14 protein-coding genes are annotated in these 19,237 nt (G+C 63.5%); 6 read left to right on the plus strand and 8 right to left on the minus strand.

Annotated elements, in window-relative coordinates; all coding sequences use genetic code 11:
• The coding region (locus tag RJQ10_RS07540; protein WP_350145212.1) for a penicillin acylase family protein at positions 1-1,828 on the plus strand (1,828 nt) is incomplete at its 5' end.
• A gap of 51 nt (positions 1,829-1,879) precedes the next feature.
• Entirely contained in the window at positions 1,880-3,418 is a 1,539-nt protein-coding gene (locus tag RJQ10_RS07545) for a cryptochrome/photolyase family protein (protein WP_350145214.1), read from the plus strand.
• Here the strand turns inward: RJQ10_RS07545 and RJQ10_RS07550 are convergent.
• Positions 3,366-3,557 (minus strand): DUF2256 domain-containing protein, encoded by a 192-nt coding sequence (locus RJQ10_RS07550; RefSeq protein WP_350145216.1) that lies wholly within the window; start codon positions 3,555-3,557, stop codon positions 3,366-3,368. The two genes, RJQ10_RS07545 and RJQ10_RS07550, sit on opposite strands and share 53 nt — an antisense overlap.
• Complete coding sequence (locus tag RJQ10_RS07555; RefSeq protein WP_350145218.1) at positions 3,538-4,872, minus strand: DASH family cryptochrome; 1,335 nt, start codon at positions 4,870-4,872, stop codon at positions 3,538-3,540. The genes RJQ10_RS07550 and RJQ10_RS07555 overlap by 20 nt, the downstream gene beginning before the upstream one ends.
• A gap of 186 nt (positions 4,873-5,058) precedes the next feature.
• Between RJQ10_RS07555 and RJQ10_RS07560 the strand changes: the two genes are divergently transcribed.
• Genes RJQ10_RS07560 through RJQ10_RS07570 form a run of 3 tightly spaced genes read left to right on the plus strand, consistent with a single transcriptional unit; the run spans position 5,059 to position 7,329 of the window.
• Positions 5,059-5,196 (plus strand): hypothetical protein, encoded by a 138-nt coding sequence (locus tag RJQ10_RS07560; RefSeq protein WP_350145220.1) that lies wholly within the window; start codon positions 5,059-5,061, stop codon positions 5,194-5,196.
• Between the two features lie 10 nt (positions 5,197-5,206).
• Positions 5,207-6,661 (plus strand): RimK family ATP-grasp domain-containing protein, encoded by a 1,455-nt coding sequence (locus tag RJQ10_RS07565; RefSeq protein WP_350145222.1) that lies wholly within the window; start codon positions 5,207-5,209, stop codon positions 6,659-6,661.
• Positions 6,658-7,329, plus strand: coding sequence for a 2OG-Fe(II) oxygenase (locus RJQ10_RS07570; protein WP_350145224.1), 672 nt, complete (start codon positions 6,658-6,660; stop codon positions 7,327-7,329). Before RJQ10_RS07565 ends, RJQ10_RS07570 begins: the two co-directional genes overlap by 4 nt.
• On the opposite strand, the gene RJQ10_RS07575 is transcribed toward RJQ10_RS07570, so the two are convergent.
• Together RJQ10_RS07575 and RJQ10_RS07580 are read right to left on the minus strand one after the other, a co-directional pair.
• Positions 7,326-8,924, minus strand: coding sequence for a tetratricopeptide repeat-containing sulfotransferase family protein (locus RJQ10_RS07575; protein WP_350145226.1), 1,599 nt, complete (start codon positions 8,922-8,924; stop codon positions 7,326-7,328). The two genes, RJQ10_RS07570 and RJQ10_RS07575, sit on opposite strands and share 4 nt — an antisense overlap.
• An 8-nt stretch (positions 8,925-8,932) precedes the next feature.
• The gene (locus RJQ10_RS07580; RefSeq protein WP_350145228.1) at positions 8,933-11,299 is read right to left on the minus strand and encodes a TonB-dependent receptor; all 2,367 of its coding nucleotides are present in this window, start codon (positions 11,297-11,299) and stop codon (positions 8,933-8,935) included.
• A 377-nt stretch (positions 11,300-11,676) separates the two neighbouring features.
• Between RJQ10_RS07580 and gdhA the strand changes: the two genes are divergently transcribed.
• Complete coding sequence (gene gdhA, locus RJQ10_RS07585) at positions 11,677-13,032, plus strand: NADP-specific glutamate dehydrogenase (RefSeq protein ID WP_350145230.1); 1,356 nt, start codon at positions 11,677-11,679, stop codon at positions 13,030-13,032.
• Positions 13,033-13,035: 3 nt separating this feature from the next.
• Here gdhA and RJQ10_RS07590 read toward each other — a convergent pair whose 3' ends face one another.
• The 4 genes from RJQ10_RS07590 to RJQ10_RS07605 are packed head-to-tail and all read right to left on the minus strand — an operon-like array spanning position 13,036 to position 19,199.
• Complete coding sequence (locus tag RJQ10_RS07590) at positions 13,036-14,661, minus strand: ABC transporter ATP-binding protein (protein ID WP_350145232.1); 1,626 nt, start codon at positions 14,659-14,661, stop codon at positions 13,036-13,038.
• Positions 14,658-16,028: an ABC transporter permease gene (locus RJQ10_RS07595; protein ID WP_350145234.1), complete on the minus strand. Its 1,371-nt coding sequence runs from the start codon at positions 16,026-16,028 to the stop codon at positions 14,658-14,660. The genes RJQ10_RS07590 and RJQ10_RS07595 overlap by 4 nt, the downstream gene beginning before the upstream one ends.
• Positions 16,029-16,041: 13 nt before the next feature.
• Positions 16,042-17,019: an ABC transporter permease gene (locus RJQ10_RS07600; RefSeq protein WP_350145236.1), complete on the minus strand. Its 978-nt coding sequence runs from the start codon at positions 17,017-17,019 to the stop codon at positions 16,042-16,044.
• A gap of 14 nt (positions 17,020-17,033) precedes the next feature.
• Positions 17,034-19,199 carry an ABC transporter substrate-binding protein gene (locus RJQ10_RS07605; protein WP_350145238.1) on the minus strand — a complete coding sequence of 722 codons (2,166 nt, stop codon included), beginning with the start codon at positions 19,197-19,199 and terminating at the stop codon, positions 17,034-17,036.
• Between the last annotated feature and the right edge of the window lie 38 nt (positions 19,200-19,237).

Genomic DNA, 19,237 nt, shown 5'->3' on the forward strand with positions numbered 1-19,237 from the left:
CACCAGTCTGGAACAGGACGCCGCGGCCCTGTCCGAGGCGGCGGCCCAGCTCCGGGACCTTGATCGCGGCAGCAACGGCCTGGCCCTTGGCCGGGACGCCACCAGGGATGGCAGCGGCATGCTGCTGGGCAACCCCCACCAGCCCTGGTTCGGTGCCGGTGCCTGGTACCAGGCCCACCTGACCCTGCCCGGCACCTACGATGTCGCGGGCGCCGCGCTGCACGGTTTCCCGTTTATCGGGATCGGTTTCAACCGCGATGTCGCCTGGACCCACACGGTGTCACTGGCCAACCGCTTCAGCCTCTATGAGCTGAAGCTGAACCCGGATAATCCCCTGCAATACGACTACGACGGTGAGTGGCGCGACATTGTGCCGCAGACCGTGACCATCCAGGTCAAGCGGGAAGACGGTACGCTGGAAGACCGGCAGCAGGTTTTCTACGTGTCTCACTACGGCCCGGTGATCAACCTCAAGGGCGTCAGCCCGGCACTGGATGGCTGGCCGATGTTCAACGGTTCGGTGCTGGCCTTCCGCGATGCCAATATCCTCACCGGTATCCGCGGTATCGAGCAGTGGATCAACAAGGGCCAGGCCGCGTCTATCGACGACTATGTGGCAGCGCTGCAGGGGATCGGCAACCCGGTATTCCACGAGCTGGCGGCGGACCGGGACGGCAATGCCTTCTACGGTGAACTGTCTGCAGTACCCAACGTCACCCAGGCGCAGCTGGATCGCTGCATCAACGGGGTGGTCGGGCCGTTCCTGGCCGCCGCTACCAGCAGCGTGATCCTGTCCCTGGACGGTTCCGATCCGTTCTGTGAATGGGGCTCGGACCCGGAGGCACCCGCCGGCAGTAACCTCTATGGGCCTTCAAAGTTGCCGCAACTGCGGACCACGGATTACGTGGGCAACAGCAACAACAGCTACTGGCTGAGCGATGCCAACAACCCGCTGGAAGGTTTCCCGGTGATCATGGGGCCGGTGGGTCACGAGGGCCGGCAGCAGTTCCTGCGCACCCGCATCGGGCACATCATGGTCGCGGAACGCAAGGCGGGTACTGACGGTCTGGACTCCGAGGCCCTGTTTGACCTGGAGACCCTGAAGGGCCTGATGTACGCCAACCGGGTTTACGGGGCCGAGATCGTGCTCGACGATGTCCTCGCCATCTGTGCCACGCAGGCAGCGGAACCGGTGCTGGAAGCCTGCAATGTGCTCGCCGGCTGGGACCGGCGGGTGAACGTCGATTCCACCGGCGCCCAGGTCTTCACCGAATTCTGGCGAGCCATCAGCGGCGAACTGGGCAATCCATTCCAGAATATAGTCCAGAGCGACGAGTTCTGGGCACTGGATTTTGACCCCGCCAATCCGCTGCATACGCCAGCGGGTATTGATATCGCTGTGCCCGCCAACCATGACCGGGTGATCAATGCGCTGGCGCTGGCCACCAGCCGGCTGGAAGCGGCGGGTGTTGCCCTCAATGCGCCCTGGGGGGAGGTACAGGTGCTGGAACGCAACGGACTGCGGGTGCCGATTCACGGCGGGTCCGGCCCGATGGGTGTCTACGGGGCTATCAGTGCGGGCCTTTCGGACAGCGGTTACGTCAACCCCGGTGCCGGCAACTCCTATATCCAGGCGGTGACCTGGGATGACAGCGAATGCCCGGTCGCCGATGTGATCCTGGTGCCGTCGCAGTCCACAGACCCCGAGTCACCCCACTTTGCCGACCAGACCCGGCTCTACGCCGACAAGCAGTGGGTGCGGTTCCCATTCTGCGAAGCGGATATCAGCGCCGCCCAGATCGGCGAGACTCTGCTGCTGCAGGAGTAAACCTGCGCGCTCTGCCGTGGTCTGCCCGCGGCCGGGGCGCGTAGCAATCACATGTCTGAATCTGCTCTTATCATGGTGCTGGGCGACCAGCTGTCGCTTGCCAACCCGGCACTCGTCGCGGCCGACCCGGCTCGCGACCTCGTGGTGCTGGCGGAGGTCGCGGAGGAGGCGGGGTATGTGCGCCACAACCGGCACAAGATCGCGCTGGTGTTTGCCGCCATGCGCCAGTTCCGGGACCAGCTGCGGCAGCGGGGCTTTGCGGTGCGCTACTTCAGCCTGGGCGACGGCCTGCCCACGCTTGAGGCGGCCGTGCTGCAGGTGCTGGGGGAAGTTTCTTGCAGCGAGGTCCGGGTTTGCGAACCCGGTGAACATCGCCTGCGGGAGAAAATGGCGGGTTGGGAGCAGGCCCTGGGGGTACCGGTCAAGGTGCTGGAAGATACCCGTTTCCTCGCCAGCCACGCGGAATTCCGTGCCTGGGCCCGGGGGCGCAAGCAGCTGCGCATGGAGTACTTCTACCGGGACATGCGCCGCAAGCACGGGGTCCTGCTGGAGCTCGACGGCCAGCCAGCCGGGGCGCGCTGGAACTTCGATCAGGAAAACCGTGTCGGCTGGCGCGGTCAGGAGACAATCCCTCCGCGCCGCCAGTTGCCGCAGGACGACAGCACCCGGGCGGTGCTGGCGGAGGTTGCCGCCGCCTTTCCCGACAACCCGGGAGATCTCGACCAGTTCAACTACGCCTGTACGGCGGATGAAGCCCGCCTCGAGTTTGACTGGTTCTGCCGTTACGCCCTGCCGCACTTCGGTAGCTACCAGGACGCGCTGGTAGAAGAGTCGCCCTGGGTATTCCACAGCAAGGTATCCATGTACCTGAATATTGGCCTGCTGGAGCCGCTGCCCCTGTGCCAGCAAGTGGAGCAGGCCTGGCGCGATGGTAGCTGCAGCCTGGCAGCCGCGGAGGGCTTTATCCGCCAGATTCTCGGCTGGCGCGAATACGTGCGCGGCATTTACTGGTTGACGATGCCGGAGTACAAGGCGCGCAACACGTTCTCCGCCCGGGCCCCGTTGCCGGAGTTTTTCTGGACCGCCGATACCGATCTGCGCTGCCTGCAGCGCGCGCTGCACCAGACCCTGGATCTGGGCTATGCCCACCATATCCAGCGCCTGATGGTAATCGGCAATTTTGCCCTGCTCGCAGGGCTCGATGTGCAGGAGGTCTGCGACTGGTATCTGGCGGTCTATGTGGATGCCTTCGAGTGGGTGGAGTTGCCGAACACCCTGGGCATGGCGTTGCATGCGGACAACGGGCTGATGGCGAGCAAACCCTATGCGGCAAGCGGCAAGTATATCCAGCGCCAGGGAGATCACTGCAAGGGCTGCAAGTACAGCCCGGCGAAGGTCACCGGGGAGGGCGCTTGCCCTTTTAACTCCCTCTACTGGCGGTTCATCGACCGCCACCTGGACTACCTGGCTGCCAATCCGCGGATGGGGTTGATCACTGCGAACTGGCGCAAGCGCGCGCCGGAGGAGCGCAAGTCGATTACCGACTGGGGCGACCGTTGCCTGGGGCAGTTGGTGGCGAGCTCCGGTTGAGTTTGCCGCGCTGGTTGGCGCAGCGGCGGGAGCAGTATTTTACCTGTTCCCAGTTGAGGCGCCAGCGGGCCCGCCACTGGAACGGGCGCTGGCAGGTCGGGCAGAGCTTGGACGGTCGCTCAGGCCCCTTCATGGTCATCACCGGTGCCTGAGGGTAGCAGCGGCCAGTCCGCGGCGTCGGTCACATACAGCGGCTGGCGTGGCCGGTTGCCCTCCCACTTGGTGGTGAAGAGGCCGTCCGGGTCGTGTTCCGCCGCCTGTTTCTGCAGATTGAAGCGGCGTCCGCCCCGGGGATCGCAGCCGACCCCGGCGATGTACTGCCAGTTACCGTAGTTGCTGCCCACGTCGTAGTCGATGAGGTGTTTTTCGAAGAATGCGGCGCCATAACGCCAGTCCAGCCCCAGTTCATGGATGAGGCAGCTGGCGCTGATCTGGCGGCCGCGATTGCTCATCCAGCCGGTGGCCAGTAGCTGCCGCTGCAGCGCGTTGACCAGCGGGTAATCGGTGTCCCCCTGGCACCAACGGGCGAAGGCTCTTGGATCAAAGGTACAGAAGCGGTGCTTGCGGCCAGTGCCGAGGCCGCGAAACCGGAATAACTTCGGGCCGTCCAGCAGGGCCCGCCAGTGAAAATACTCCCGCCACAACAGCTCCAGGTAGAGCCACTCGGTGGACTCATTGCGCAACCGCTGTTGTTCGAAATGTGCCAGAGTGTGGGCTACTTCCCGCGCCGACAGGGCGCCGCTGGCCAGCCAGGGTGACAAGGTGCTGGAACCGCTGAGGGGGTCCAGGCAGTTGCGGCGCTGCTTGTACTCGGCCACGCCTGCCTCGCCAAAGGTAAACTGCTGCAGGCGCCGATGTCCCGCCCGGCTGCCGCCGCGCAGGGGCAGCGAGGTGTGCGGGGCAATGTCCGCCGTCGGCAGCGGCGGGAAGGCCATTCCCGCCGGAGGTGGCGGCAGGCGCTCAGGCGCCGGCAGGGGCGCGGTCACGGTGAGTTGATCCACGGCGCGTCGAAAGGGTGTGAATTGCCCCGGCAGCGCTTCCAGGGCAAAGGGCAGTTGCTGGCGCTGAAACAGGGTGTTCCCGCCGTGAATTTGCAGCGGCACCGGCAGGCGTTCTCGGAGGGCCTCCAGCTGGCGTGACTCATAGTCCCCGGGGCAGCGGCTGGTGCCGACCCGCTCCAGCCGCCAGCGTTGTACCAGTGCCGGCAGCAGCTGCTCGGGGTGACCCTCGAGAAACAGCAGGTCCTGGCCGATCGCCTGCAGATCCTGCCGCAGGTCCTGCAGGTGCTCCAGCTGTACCCGCCGGCGCTGCTGGCCGATGCCGCGGAGGTTGCACCAGGGCCTGGGTTCCTGCCAGATATAAACCAGAACCAGCTCGCTCGCCGCGGCGTGGGCCAGCAGTCCCGGATTGTCCCGCAGTCGCAGGTCCTGTTGTAGCCAGTAAAGTTCGCGCATGGGACTATTGTAGTGGAGTGTGCGGATGATACGCACAGCCGGGCGCGGCAGATCGTTCTGCTACCCGCCGAGACCTTCCGGCCGCCCCGTAACAAGCACTTGTTGGCTGGCGCCGTGGCGGTAGCTGGTATACGCTGCGGCCCACTGTAGCGTCATTTCCGGAGTCTGGATGAGCAGCGGCAGCGGATGCGGGCAGGGGAGTTCGACCTGGTGGCGGTGGGCCGGGCGCTGATTGCCAATCCGGACTGGGTGCAACTGGTGCAAGCGGACCAGCTTGCGCGGATGAAAGCGTATCGCAAGGAAAATCTTGCGACTCTGGCCTGACGGGGGCGGTATGCACAAGACGATTATCATTGTTGACGAAGAGGATCCTCGCCTGGAGAGTGACCAGTTCGAGGTCATATCCTTCGAGCGCTACCTGGTGGATTTCCCCAAGCGCAACGAGCCCAAGACCCGGCTGATCAATCTCTGCGACACCGAGTACTACCTGAGTCGCGGTTACTATTGTTCCCTGTTGGCGGAGGCACGCCAGCACCGGGTGTTGCCCAGCGTCAGCACCATCAACGACCTGCGGGACCTGACGCTGGGGCCGGACGATGACGTCAACCTGGCGGCCTTTGTGCAGGCTCCACTGGAGGAAGGGGAGTCCCGGGATTTCCTGGCCTATTTTGGCTGGACCGAGGATGAAGCCCTCCGCAAACCGGTGCGGCGCCTGTTCGAGCGCTATCCCGCGCCGATTCTCTACTTCAGTCTCTCCCGGGATGGGCATGGGCTCAAACTGGTCGTCCGTCGCCACGGCTACACGCGGCTGGCCGGGCGAGAACGCGATCTGTTCCAGCAGCGCCTGATGAAGTTTACCGAGCAGGTCTGGCGCAGCTCGGGTTCACGCAAGAAGCTGCGCTGGGACCTGGCGATCCTGGTCAATCCTGACGAGGCGATCCCGCCCAGCGACGCGGAAGCGATCAAACGCTTTATCAAGGCCGCGGCCAAGGTCGGCATGCAGGCCGAGACGATCACCGCCAGCCAGGCCTCGCAGATCGCCCAGTACGATGCGTTGTTCATCCGCGAAACCACTGCGATCGATCACCATACCTACCGTCTGGCGCGCAAGGCCGAGCGCGAGGGCCTGGTAGTTATCGACGATTCCGCTTCCATCCTGCGCTGCTGCAACAAGGTGTTCCTGCACGATGCCTTCAGCTACCACCGGGTTCCCTCGCTGAAGACCCGCACGGTGATTGGTGTTTCCGAGCCGGAGCTGGACGAGATAGAGGCCCAGTTCAGTTATCCCTGCGTGCTGAAAATGCCGGAGGGATCGTTCTCCAAGGGTATCTACAAAGTGTCCAATCGCGACGAGCTGGCCTCCCGGCTGCGGGAGCTGCTCAGCGACACCGCATTGGTACTGGTACAGGAATTCATGTATACCGACTTCGACTGGCGGGTGGGCGTGCTGGCGGGGCGCGCAATCTACGCCTGCCGCTACCACATGGCCCGGGACCACTGGCAGATCTACAATCACGGCGCCAAGCGCTTTGCCTCCGGCGGCTATGAGACCCTGCCCACCTTCGAGGTGCCCAAGGTGGTGCTGGACGCGGCGCTGAAGGCCTGCAAGGTGGTCGGCAAGGGCCTGTACGGGGTTGATATCAAGCAGAAGGGCCAGCAGGTCTATGTCATGGAGGTCAACGACAACCCCAGTATTGAGCACAAGGTCGAGGACGCCTACCTGGGCAAGGAACTGTATATGCTGATCATGGCCGAGTTCCACCAGCGGCTGGAGCAGCGTGGCCGGTGAGTGCCCTGCCTGAGCTGTCGCCGGCAGCGCTGGCCTGTCCCGAGGAGCAGCTGTTTGCCCGTATCGTCCGGGACCTGCGCGAGCGCGGTTTCACAGTGTGTCCGGATGCCCTGCCGCTGTCCCTGACGGCCAGCCTGCAGGCGCACCTGGCGGAGATGAACGACGCCCGCTTTTCCCGGGCGGGGGTCGGTCGCCAGCAGGCCCACACCCTGAACGACTTTGTTCGCACCGACGAGATCTGCTGGATCAACGGCGAGTCCGCTGCCGGCCGGGACTGGCTGGACTGGGCGGGACGGTTGCAGCGCTTCCTCAACCGCGAGCTGCTGCTGGGGCTGTTCTCCTTTGAGAGTCACTTTGCCCACTACCGCCCCGGTGACTATTACCGCAAGCATCTGGACGCTTTCCGCGGCGAGGCAAACCGCATCCTGTCACTGGTGGTGTACCTGAACCCGGACTGGCAGCTCGTGGACGGGGGTGAGCTGGTCCTTGTGACCGACGAGGATGCGAATACCCGGCTCAAGGTGCTGCCGGGCCTGGGTACCGTAGTCCTGTTTCTCAGCGAGGAGTTTCCGCACGAGGTATTGCCCGCGAGCCGCGACCGCTACTCCATTGCCGGCTGGTTCCGGGTCAACCAGTCCACCGGCCAGCGGGTCGACCCGCCGCGCTAGGGGTTCGCGCCGCTCGCAAGCACCGCTTGCAGCGGCGCCACAGCGGCACCGTAGCGGCGCCAGCGCTGGATGCCGTCGCGATAGATGCCGCGTCTGACCTGTACCGCACTGGCGGTGGCGACTGCTCCAGTGTGATGCTGGAATTCAAGGCAGGCCTGCTCCCACGACAGGCCGCACCAGGCCAAAAGACGCCGCGCCTGTGTCTCCGTGTCCCCCACCAGCGCCTCGTACTGGACTTCCAGCATGCCCCCGGGCAGCACACGCTGCCAGTGCCGGATCAGGCGGTCGAAGGCCAGGTAATAGCGGCCGCAGTCCTCCAGGTCCAGGGCGTAGCGGTAGTAGGGAAAATTGCTGGCGAATTGTTGCCGGTAATTGCTCAGGCAGCTGTCCAGCGGGTTGCGTCGCAGGCAGATGAAGCGGGCCCGGGGCAGGGCCCTGCGGATGAGGCCGAGATAGGCGAAATTGAGCGGCAGTTTGTCAATGAAATGTGGGGTGCGCCCGGTCCGCGGCCGGGTACTGTCAAGGTAGCATTGCCCCAGTTCCCTGGGGTTCAGGGCCAGTCCCGCCCGCAGGGTCTCGATATTGAGTACTTCGCTGCCCGCGGTTCCGCCCAGGCGTTTCACCGCCAGCGGGAAGTGAGGCAACTCACCCGCGGCATAGGCCTGGCTGTGAGCCCCGAGGATACGCTCGACCAGGGTGGTACCGCTGCGGGGCATGCCGACAATAAATATTGGCTCCGCCGATTCAAGGCCCGCAGTGCCCGGTCCGAACTGGTCGCGCCCGAACAGGGTCGCGATATCGCCCAGCAGGGCTTCATCGTCGGCCACCCTGTAGTCGAGCTGCGAGCGCAGGCGCTGCTTGGCCCACTGCAGGGCCTGCATCGCTCCCGTGTAGTCCCCCGTATCTTCCCGTTCCCGGGCTATGGCGTGGCCCAGGTTGAGCTGGTCCTCCGCCGTGCGCACCTGTTCCCGCAACGGCTCCAGCCGCTCCAGGTGATGGCTGCCCGGCCTCTCCGGTCCCAGTTGTGCAAGAGCGGCGTGGGCCCGGAAATGGGTGGGTTGCAGTGCAATGGCCCGCTCATAGGCCTGCCTCGCCGCGGGGAAATCGCCGCAGAACTTGCTGCTGGCGCCGAGGTTGAAATGGAGGTCTGCCTGCCAGGCTGGTCCCAGGCCCGCGGCCGCCTCGCCCGCCAGTCTCGCGCAGGCGGCGGTGAAGCAGGCCAGGGCCCGTTCGTGTTCGCCCGCGTGGCTGAATACCGTGCCCAGGGTATTCCAGGTGCTGGCGCGCCGGGGGGAGCAGGCCAGCCCGAGTTCCGCGGCCTCCAGCGCCTCCCGGTGTCGGCGCAGGGCGATAAGGGTCTTGCCGGTTTCGGCGTGGTAGTCCGGGTGCCCGGGAGCCAGTGTCGTGGCCCGGGAGAATATCTCCAGCGCCTTTTCCCGCTGGCCGTTGCCAGCGGCGATCACCCCGCACAGGAACCAGGCATCGGCGTGCCGGGGGTCCCCGCGCAGGATTTCCAGGCACAGGGCGTGAGCCTCCCGCAACCGACCCGCGGCCACTGCCCGTTCGGCCTCCCGATGCAGTTGGGCCTGCGACATTCCCGCGATCAGAAGCGGTATACCAGTCTCAGGCCGGTCTGCCGTGGGCGGATCACATTCTTGAAGTAGCGGCGCAGGTCTACATCCCCAACCTGGCGGATGAAGCTGCTGTCCTGCCGCACGGAGGTCTCCGCGTACTTGTCCAAGACGTTGTCGGCATACAGGGTTACCGTCCAGTCATCCTTGTACCAGCTGGCGGATACATTGTGCAGAGCGTAGCCGGGCAGGGTCTCCCCGTTATTGCGGTTGCCCACCTTGGTCAGGATGTCACCACTGGCGGTCAGGGACCAGTCCAGTTCCACCTCGCTGCCGTCTGCCATGGGTATGGCGTAATTGAGAGCGAGGCTACCCTGGTGTTCTGGCGTGCCAGCCAGGCGATCACCGTCGAAGGCGTCGGCACCATCCACCAACCCGGGCGCGTCCTCGGCCAGCTCAGCATCCGTGTAGGCATAGGAACCCATCAGCGTAATACGCTCGGTGAGTAGCCACTGGCCGGCCATTTCCACGCCCATGCTGCGTGCCGCGTTGCCATTGCTGGTAATGGGCAGGCCACCGTTGGCGGTGACGTCGGCAACCTGGATATCGTCCCAGTCAATATAGAACAGTGAGGCGTTGAACAGGACGGTATCGCCGAATTGCGAGTGCAGGCCCAATTCATAGTTTACGGTCTTGTCGGGCTCGATCAGCACCTCGTCCGGCAGGGCGCAGACATTCTGTACGCCGGGCGGGAGCGGGTTCGGGCACTCTGGCACCGAGTTCAGGCCGCCGATACGGTAGCCCTCGCTGATGGTAAAGAAGGCCATGATGTCGTCGGTGAAGTGATAGGAGGTATTGAACTTGAACAGGCTGCCATCGTCCTCGACACTGTTGCTTTGCAGGATAGGGTCGATCAGGTCCGGTGGTGCACCGAAGAATACCGTGTTCAGCAGCGGTAGATCGAAGCCGGTGGCGAGGTCACTCTCGTACTCGAAGTAGCGAGCCCCCAGAGTCACCTGCCAAACGTCGGTAATCTGGTAACCGATCTCACCGAACACCGCTTTCTCTGTCAGCGTGTTTGCGGTGATCTCAATGTACTCAAGGGCATCTGGACGCAGCTGCTCACCGCCAAAGTTGTCCACCGCAAACTGGTCGAATCCCGGGGTAAATTCCAGGGACTGCGCGTCCAGTTCGGATTTGTTGTAGAACACGCCGGCGATCCAGCTGAGGGGGCCGTCGCTTGTGGACACCAGGCGCAGCTCCTGGTTGATTCGATCTTCCTCTGCATCCTCGCGGGTGAATGCGGCAAAAGCGGGAAATTCCTCATAGCCGTACTCGAAATTGAGCAGCAGGTCGGTCTGGTCGCGCTGGCCCTGCTCTTCATAGCGTGAGACGCCCGTGGCAGAGGTCAGTTCGGCAAATCCAAGATCCGCAACAAGCTCCAGCGCCAGCAGCTGGTTTTCCCGTTCATTGGGTTCCAGATAGCGATGAGCGGCTTCATATTTGCCGGTGCCGATGGCTTCCCGATGATTGATCTGGCGGGCGCCGACGTCCATGTTCTGGTAGTAGTAGGTGAGGGTGCTGTCCACCCTTTCACCGGCATAGCGCAGGGCGACGCGGCCCGAGAGTGTCTCCTCGGTGTTGGCGTCGGCCTGCCTGCGCAGGTTGTCCCGCACTGCGTTCGGGTCACTGAAATTGGGCTGTGGCAGCGAGATCCCGGGGTTGCGGACGAGGAAGTTGTAGTCGATAAAGCCCGGGTCATCGGTGTAGTCTACTGAGGCGCGCAGGGCCAGGCGGTTCTCCAGCAGTGGTATGTTGATTGTCAGGCCGGTTTCCGACCCCAGGTCGGAGGACTGGCTGAGGTCGTAAAGCTCGCCACGCAACTCCAGAGCGAGAGCGTCCGGGTCGGGTTTGCGCGGAATGAACCGGACCGCACCGCCCAGAGTGCCGGCGCCGTACAGGGTGCCCTGCGGCCCGATCAGCACCTCCACCCGCTCCATGTCATTGAGCTTCAGGTCAATGTAGAGCGGAATTTCGCCGACGTAGGTGGCCACCGTGTCACCGCCGCCGTTGCCAAGGGCTTCGGAGGCATTGAGAGAGTCCACATTCAGGCCCCGCACCGTGAGGATATCGCTGCCGCGCGCGCCCTGGTCAACCACGGTCATGCCCGGCACCCGGCGCGAGACCTCCGCCAGGTTGGTCAGCCGCTCGCGCTCGATCATGTCGGCAGACAGGGCGGTGATATTGATCGGGATATCCTGTACCGATTCCGCGCGGCGGGTGGCGGTAACGATCACTTCCTCCAGTGCGCCCTGCTGCGCCATGACGGCGCCCGGCTGGACGAGGCCGGCAATGGCCGCGGAAAGGGCGCTGGCCCGAAACAGAATCTGCGTGTTCATGGTGGTGTCCCCAGTGGATGTGCGGAAGCGTTTGGCCGCCAGTTATGCCCGAAATAGTGCAAAAAACATTCCAGCTCACCGCGTGCGCAGGCGACTTACGTCGATGACCGGGCTTTGGTCGGGATTGTCCTAAGCCCGGGGGACAGGCTCAAGGCTGGATGCGGTGAATATTACCTTTGGTGCGATGAACTGCGTCCGCGACATTGCGGTGCGCATCGGGCTGCTGCGCCCATGCACGGTAACGGGCCCCGGTGGTATTTCACGTTGTCATTGGACGCAGGCACCTTGCGAGTCTAAGCTGTATCTGGCTGACAGCGGGGCGGGGCGGGGCGTGGCATCGGCGGGACTGCAGCAACCACAACAAGGAGAACAACAAAGTGAATACACATGAGGCGGATGATCTCGCGGGTTTCCTGGCGGGCGTTGAGCGCCGCAACCCGGGTGAGCCGGAATTCCTGCAGGCGGTGCAGGAAGTTGCGATGGACATAATTCCCTATATTGCCGACAAACCCATCTACAAGGAACTGATGATTCTCGAGCGCATGACCGAACCGGATCGCATCGTCACGTTTCGCGTGGTTTGGGAAGATGACCAGGGCAATGTCAGGGTCAATCGTGGCTTTCGGGTCCAGCAAAACAACGCTATCGGCCCCTACAAGGGTGGGATACGGTTTCACCCCACGGTAAACCAGTCGGTGCTGAAATTCCTCGCCTTCGAGCAGGTGTTCAAGAACAGCCTCACCGGCCTGCCCATGGGCGGCGGCAAGGGCGGTTCCGATTTCAACCCCAAGGGCAAGAGCGACCGTGAAGTCATGCGTTTCTGCCAGGCCTTCATGACCGAGCTCAGCAAGCATATCGGCCCGGATACGGACGTGCCCGCCGGTGATATTGGTGTGGGTGCCCGCGAAGTGGGGTACATGTTCGGCCAGTACAAGCGCTTGATGAACCGCTTTGAGGGCGTGCTGACCGGCAAGGCCCTGGAGTTCGGCGGCAGTCGCATTCGCCCCGAGGCCACCGGCTATGGCTGTGTCTATATGATGGAAGAGATGCTGGCCCATCACGATGAAAGCCTTGAGGGCAGGACCTGTGCGGTTTCCGGTTCGGGGAATGTCGCCACCTACTGCGCTGAGAAGCTGATTGAACTGGGTGCCCGGGTGATTACCCTGTCCGACTCCGCCGGGTTCATCCACGATCCCGAGGGGATCACTCACGACAAGCTGCGGTGGGTCATGGAACTCAAGAACAAGCGCCGGGGGCGGATTGAGGAGTATGTGCGGGAGTTCGGCGGTGAGTATTTCGAAGGTGAGCGGCCCTGGATGGTGCCCTGCGAACTTGCGTTCCCCTGCGCCACCCAGAACGAAATCGAAGAAGTCGATGCCGAGAACCTGATCAACAACGGATGCCGGGCCATTGCCGAGGGCGCCAACATGCCGGCGACGCCAGAGGCCATCAAACTGATCCAGGGCAAGAAGACCCTGCTGCACGCGCCGTCAAAAGCCGCCAATGCCGGCGGTGTCGCCGTGTCCGGGCTGGAAATGAGCCAGAACAGCCTGCGCTTGCAATGGAGCCGTGGTGAGGTGGACGACCATCTGCACAAGATCATCCGTGGTATCCACGACCAGTGCGTGGAGTTTGGCACCGCCGCTGACGGTCACGTCGACTACTTCAAGGGCGCCAACGTAGCCGGCTTCAACAAGGTTGCCTCGGCGATGATCGCCTACGGTGTGATGTAGCCCTCAATCCTCCAGCCTGGGCACTGCGGCGAGCAGTGCCCGGGTATAGGGGTGCTGCGGCGCGGTCAGGATCTGCTCCGCGCTGCCCTGCTCCACCAGTTTTCCCAGTTGCATGACGCCGACCTTGTGTGCGAGCGTCGGCACGATGGACTGATCGTGGGTAATGAACAGGTAGGACACCCCGAACTCCCGCTGCAGTTCCGCCAGCAACTCCAGCACCTCGGCGCGAATCGATACATCCAGCGCGCTGGTCGGTTCGTCGCAGATGATCAGCTCCGGGTTGACCGCCAGGGCGCGGGCAATGGCAACCCGCTGCAGCTGCCCCCCAGAAAACTCGTGCGGGTAGCGGCGGGCGTGCTCGGCGCCGAGCTGTACCCGCTCCAGCAGCTGATGAATGCGGGCATTGCGCGCGTCCTCCGACAGCGCCAGGCCGAGACTGATCATGCCCTCGGCGATGATGTCGCCGACGGTCATGCGCGGATTCATGGAAGAAAAGGGATTCTGGAAAATGACCTGGATCTGCTTGCGGTAGGGCAGCATGGCGCTGCGGCCGATTCCCTGAATGGGCTCGCCGCGGAACAGTATTTCGCCTCCAGCGATGTCCTCCAGGTTGAGAATTGCCCGGCCCAGGGTGGATTTGCCGCTGCCGGACTCTCCCACCAGGGCGAAGGTCTCGCCGCGGCCAATGGCCAGGGATACGCCGTCCACTGCCCGGGTATAGTCGACGGCGCGCTGCAGCAGGCCCTTGCGGATGGGGAAGTGTACCTGCACATCCTTCAACTCCAGCAGCGGCTCTTCCCTGGCCGATGTGCGGAAGTGGCCGAGGTCGGGCAGAGAATCAATCAGCTTCCGGCTGTAGGCTTGCTGGGGGTTGTGGAAAAACGCATCGACGCCGGCCTGCTCGATCAGCTCACCGCGGTACATCACGGCGACTTCGTCAGCGGTATTCCTGACTACGCCCATATCGTGGGTGATCAGCAATACGGCCAGCTGGCGGGTGCGGGTAAGCTCGCGGATCAGGTTCAGGACCTGCAGCTGGATGGTGACATCCAGGGCGGTGGTGGGCTCGTCGGCGATCAATACATCCGGCTCGCAGGCCAGGGCCATGGCGATCACCACCCGTTGCTGCTGCCCGCCGGAAAGCTGGTGGGGGAAGAAACCGAAGCGCTGTTCGGGGTCGGGGATGCCGACTTCGGTGAACAGTGTGACCACGCGCTGGCGCAGGTCCTTGCCCCGCAGCGGGGTGTGCAGCTTCAGGGTTTCGGCTACCTGGGCCCCGACGGTCTGTACCGGATTGAGGGCGCTCATCGCGTTCTGGAAGATCATCGCCACCTTGCGACCACGTATCTCCTGCATCCGCGCCTCGGACAGGGCGAACAGGTCCGTGCCCTCCACGTCGACACTGCCGGCGCTGATCTTGAGGGCGTCGGGCAGCAGCCGCATGGCGGCCAGCGAAGTGACGGATTTGCCGCTGCCGGACTCGCCGACCAGGGCAAAAATTTGTCCCGCCTTGAGCTCGAAGCTGATGCCCTTGACGATAGCGTTACCGTTCTCCGCGAGAACCACCGTCAGGTCGGAAACCCGCATGCAGACGCTACCCGCTGCCTGCTGCTGCCTTGGGCTGCTCATGCCTCTACCCTCCGCAGGCTGGTACGGGGGTCGAAAGCGTCGCGAACCAGGTCGGAGAACAGGTTGGCGGCCAGCACCAGGGCAAACATGAAAAAGAAGGCTCCGGTCAGGGTCCACCAGATGGTCGGTTCCCGCGAGAGCTCGGAGCGGGCACCGTTGATCATGTTGCCCCAGCTGCCCATGGACGGGTCCACGCCGACCCCGATATAGGACAGGACAGCCTCCGCCAGCACCAGTGCACTGAAGTCCAGGACGAAGGTAATGAGGATGATATGCACCACGTTGGGCAGTACGTGCCGGGCCAGGATCCGGGTGTGGCTGACCCCGAAGGCATGGGCGGCCTGCACGTAGCCGAGCTGGCTGATTTTCAGGGTTTCCGCCCGGATCAGGCGGCACAGCGTGGACCAGCTGGTGACGCCGAGAATGAAGCACAGGGCGATGAACTTGGCGTCCGCCTTCTCCATGCCGACGGCGAAGAAGTCCGGGTTGAGATCTATGTAGACCTGGAACAGCAATACCGAGGCCGCGATCAGCAAAATACCGGGAATGGAACTGAGGGTGGTGTAGAGGTACTGCACCACGTCGTCCACCCAGCCCTTGAAATAGCCTGCCATGACGCCCAGCGTCACCGCGATGGGCAGCATGATCAGGGTTGCCAGCGTGCCCAGCAGGACCCCGGTGCGGATGCCCTTGAGCGACTGGTAAAGTACGTCAGCGCCGCCGAGGTCAGTGCCAAGGATGTGGTAGTAGCGGCTCAGGCTGACCATCCAGGCTCCGCCGCAGAAAATCATTGCCTGCACCATCCAGGAGTAGTGCCATGGGTAGCGACTGCGCCGCAGCAGCAGCCACTGGGGGCCAATCAGCAGCGCCGACAGCAGCAGACCCCAGAGCAGGGCAGTCAGGGTTTTGCCGAGGATGTCGGCGGCGCGTTGGGAGGGGGCGGCCAGGTGCTGGCCCGCGTGGCGCAGGGGCGGATAGTCGCGGATATCCTCGCCCCGGGCGTCCTTGAGATTTTCCTTCTCGAAGGAGATCAGCGCGAATGGGGCCGAGTAAGTGCGCTCGAAGCGATCTCCCATGCCGCCGGTCAGCAGGTCGAAGACGCTGGTGACCTTGTTGTCGTAGAACACTTCTTCGACGACCATCCCTTCGGGATTGTCCAGGGCGCGGCGGAAGTGCAGGGAATCGAGCAGGGCGACCGCGATGTAGGCGGCTATCACCGTAAAGGTGACCATGCCGAGCCTGGAGCTGAAAACTTCCGCCCAGCGCTCGCGCGTCTGCGGGTCCTCCCGCAGGCGGTAGAAAAAGAAGGCCAGCGCGATGACCAGCAGGTAGATCAGGGCGTCGGACCAGAGGATTACAGGTTTCATCTATGCCACCATCTCAGGACAGTCGTACCCGGGGGTCAGCCCAGGTGTAGGATATGTCGGTCAGGATCAGCCCGAGGATGTAGAGGATGGAGCCGATGAAGACCATGCTGCGGACAATGGCAAAGTCCTGGGAGTTGATGGCGTCGAGCATGTAGCTGCCGAGGCCCGGGATACCGAAAAAGGATTCGATCAGCAGGCTGCCCATGAACAGGGAGGGGATCAGCACCACCACCCCGGTCAGGATCGGAATCAGGGCGTTGGGCAGGATGTGGCGGAACAGGATGGTCAGTTCGCTGCAACCCTTGGCCCGGGCGGTGCGAACATAGTCCTGGTTGGCCTCCTCCAGGAACAGCGTGCGGTACCAGCGGGCGCCGGCGCCGATACCCGCAACCACGCCCACCAGCACCGGCAGGATCAGGAATTTCCACACCTGGCCTTCCGCGTGGAAGCCGGAGATGGGCACCAGGCGCCAGGTCTTGGCCACCAGGAACTGGCCGCCGATGATGTAGAACAGATAGGAAATGGACATCAGCGCCACGAACAGAAAGACAGCACCCCGGTCCAGCCGGGTGCCGTGGAACATCACCACCATCAGGGCCACGCAGATGTTCACCCCGATGCCGACAATGAATGTCGGCAGGGCGACCGCCAGGCTGGGCCACATGCGCGTGGCGACATCGGTGGTGATGTCGCGGCCGCTCTCCGAGCGTCCGAAGTCGAAGGCAAACAGCCGGACGGACTTGTCGAAGAAAATGGTTTCGGTGAGGCGCGCCGTACCGGCGGCGTCGGGGTTCAGGAACAGCGGCTTGTCATAGCCGTTTTTCTGCTTCCAGTTCTCGATAGCCTCGGGGGTGACGTACTTGTCCCCCAGCTGGGACGCCGCCATGTCGTCCGGGGAGTTGACCACGAAGAACAGGGTGAAGGTCAGCAGGTTGACGCCGATCAGAATCGGAATGGCGTACAGCAGCCGGCGAACAATGTAGGCAAACATAGGTGGTCCTGTTGTTATTGGCGGGCCGTCGCCGTAAGGCGGCGGCGGTAGGCTATGATTCCCGGGAGCAGCAGTGCGACCACCAGTAGCGCCGCGGCGTACAGCGGCCAGGTCACCGGCTGGTTCCACTCGGCACGCTTTTGCTCCCGCAGGGCTTCGTCGATGCGCACGTACTTGAGCGTGCTCTTGGAAATACCGTGGCGCTTGTTGTTGTGCACCCAGCTGTTATTCAGGTAGATATCCTTCGGGTAGTAGGCAAAGAGCCAGACCGCATCCTTGCGGAACAGGTCGACCATGCGGGCAACAATGGTTTCCCGCTCGTCTCCGGCGGGCAGCACCCGCATGGCCCGGAACAGCTCGTCGTATTCTTCCGACCCATAGTTGGAGTTATTGGCGCCGTCGCATTTGCAGATGAGCGGGCTTTCCGGGCCAAACAGCAGGAACAGGAAGTTCTCGGGGTCCGGGTAGTCCGCCAGCCAGCCGTGGGAGTAGATCTGGGTGTTGCCGGTGAGCAGTTTTTCCCGGGTGCGGTTCCAGTCCGCGGGCCGATACTCGACTTGCACCCCGATACGGGCGAAGGCACGATCTATCCAGTTCATGCTGGTATTGGAAATCGCCTGGCTCTGCACGTCGATGAATATCTTCAGCGGTTCACCGGTACGGGCGTCGCGGCCCTTGGGATAACCCGCCTCTACCAGCAGCTGGCGTGCGTAGTCGATGGATTTGCGCTGCGGCTTTCCGTCCACCCAGTCATAGACGTAGGGGTTGATGCCTGCCCGACCCTCGACGTGGCCGGGGATGCCGGGCGGGATTGGCGTGTGGGCGGCGATGCCGTTGCCCTTGTAGAAGATATTCAGGTACTCCTCGGTATCGAAGGCGATCTGCAGCGCCTGGCGCAGCTTGCGCTTGTCCTCGCTGTAGCCGCCTACCACCGGGTCCCGCATGTTGAAACCGTAGTAATACAGGGCCGGCTTCACATCCGGTGACACGCTGATTTCGCGGTCCGCCATTTCCTCGCTGAGTTCGACGCCTTCGGGCCCGACCACGAAGGCCTGGTCAAACACACGGTTGGTGTTGCCGTGGTTCTCCCCGGAGCGATCGTAGTAGCCCTGCAGGAATTTGGTCCACAGGGAGAGCACCTCCTTCTCCAGCCGGAACACGGCGCGATCCACCAGTGGCAGGCGTTTGCCCGCGTCGTCCAGCAGGCCCTGTTCAGCATCCCCCGGCTCTCCTTCGCTGGGGTAGTAGTCCTCGCGGAAGTTGGGGTTGCGCTCGAGCACGATCTCGCTGTTCGGGTCGTTCTTCACCATCATGAACGGACCACTGCCTACCGGCCACCAGTCCAGGGTCAGGTTGCGGTCGATAAAGCCGGGGTTCTTGAAGAAGCGGTCCACCTCGGGAGGAATGGGCGAGAAAAACTGCATTGCCAGCCAGTAGCTGAACTGGGGGTAGCGGCCCTTGATGGTGATTTCGAAAGTGCGCTCGTCGATGACTTCCAGTCCCTGCATGGGGAACCGGTCCAGGTCCAGCCAGCCGTCCCGCTCCACGTGTTGCAGCGTGTCCGAGAACTCCTTCATGCCAACGATATACTGGGCCATGAAACCGAGCATGGGTGAGCCATTGAGGGGGTCTGCGAGGCGCTTGATCGCGTAGACATAGTCATTGGCATGGACGGCGCGAGAACCCGTGTGGGGAAAGTCGCTGATCTGGCTGAAGGCGCGCCCCGCCTCCGGGTCAGTGAACAGGTAGCGCGGTGCCCCGCTGTCGTCGACCGCAAACGCGGGATGGGGCTGGTAGCGGGCGTCTGCCCGCACGGTCAGCCGGTAGCGTGAGAATGCCACCTCCTCGAGATCGGGGTCGATTTCCTCGCCTCCTGCATTCAGGTAGGTAATCCCGGGGAGGTCCTCGACACCCAGCGGGATCAACTCATAGGGACGCTTGAGGAAATGGTAGCCCATGGGGGGCTCGTAGATCTGCATCAGGATCAGCGATTCATCCGAGGCGTAGGAGATGGCCGGGTCCAGGTGCTTGGGCGGCGCAGGTGAAATCATCGACTGATAGGTCACCATGCCCTCAGGTGAGGGGGGGTTGGGGTCGTTCCAGGGCTCGTCGGTGCAGGCGGCGAGAAGCAGGGAACCACACAGCAGGGCTGCGGCCCGGGCGGCCGGTCGAGGCAGCATGGTGAGTTGTCCGTTTGGCAGTCAGTGCGGCAATGTTA

The sequence above is a fragment of the Haliea sp. genome, from assembly GCF_040222615.1.
Classification (GTDB): Bacteria; Pseudomonadota; Gammaproteobacteria; order Pseudomonadales; family Halieaceae; genus Haliea.

What these genes read in the sequence shown, in the direction of transcription:
- RJQ10_RS07545 (WP_350145214.1), top strand. Translation starts at nt 1,880, where the DNA reads ATGTCTGAATCTGCTCTTATCATGGTGCTGGGCGACCAGCTGTCGCTT.
- RJQ10_RS07550 (WP_350145216.1), bottom strand. Translation starts at nt 3,557, where the DNA reads ATGACCATGAAGGGGCCTGAGCGACCGTCCAAGCTCTGCCCGACCTGC.
- RJQ10_RS07555 (WP_350145218.1), bottom strand. Translation starts at nt 4,872, where the DNA reads ATGCGCGAACTTTACTGGCTACAACAGGACCTGCGACTGCGGGACAAT.
- RJQ10_RS07560 (WP_350145220.1), top strand. Translation starts at nt 5,059, where the DNA reads ATGCGGGCAGGGGAGTTCGACCTGGTGGCGGTGGGCCGGGCGCTGATT.
- RJQ10_RS07565 (WP_350145222.1), top strand. Translation starts at nt 5,207, where the DNA reads ATGCACAAGACGATTATCATTGTTGACGAAGAGGATCCTCGCCTGGAG.
- RJQ10_RS07575 (WP_350145226.1), bottom strand. Translation starts at nt 8,924, where the DNA reads ATGTCGCAGGCCCAACTGCATCGGGAGGCCGAACGGGCAGTGGCCGCG.
- RJQ10_RS07580 (WP_350145228.1), bottom strand. Translation starts at nt 11,299, where the DNA reads ATGAACACGCAGATTCTGTTTCGGGCCAGCGCCCTTTCCGCGGCCATT.
- RJQ10_RS07590 (WP_350145232.1), bottom strand. Translation starts at nt 14,661, where the DNA reads ATGAGCAGCCCAAGGCAGCAGCAGGCAGCGGGTAGCGTCTGCATGCGG.
- RJQ10_RS07595 (WP_350145234.1), bottom strand. Translation starts at nt 16,028, where the DNA reads ATGAAACCTGTAATCCTCTGGTCCGACGCCCTGATCTACCTGCTGGTC.
- RJQ10_RS07600 (WP_350145236.1), bottom strand. Translation starts at nt 17,019, where the DNA reads ATGTTTGCCTACATTGTTCGCCGGCTGCTGTACGCCATTCCGATTCTG.
- RJQ10_RS07605 (WP_350145238.1), bottom strand. Translation starts at nt 19,199, where the DNA reads ATGCTGCCTCGACCGGCCGCCCGGGCCGCAGCCCTGCTGTGTGGTTCC.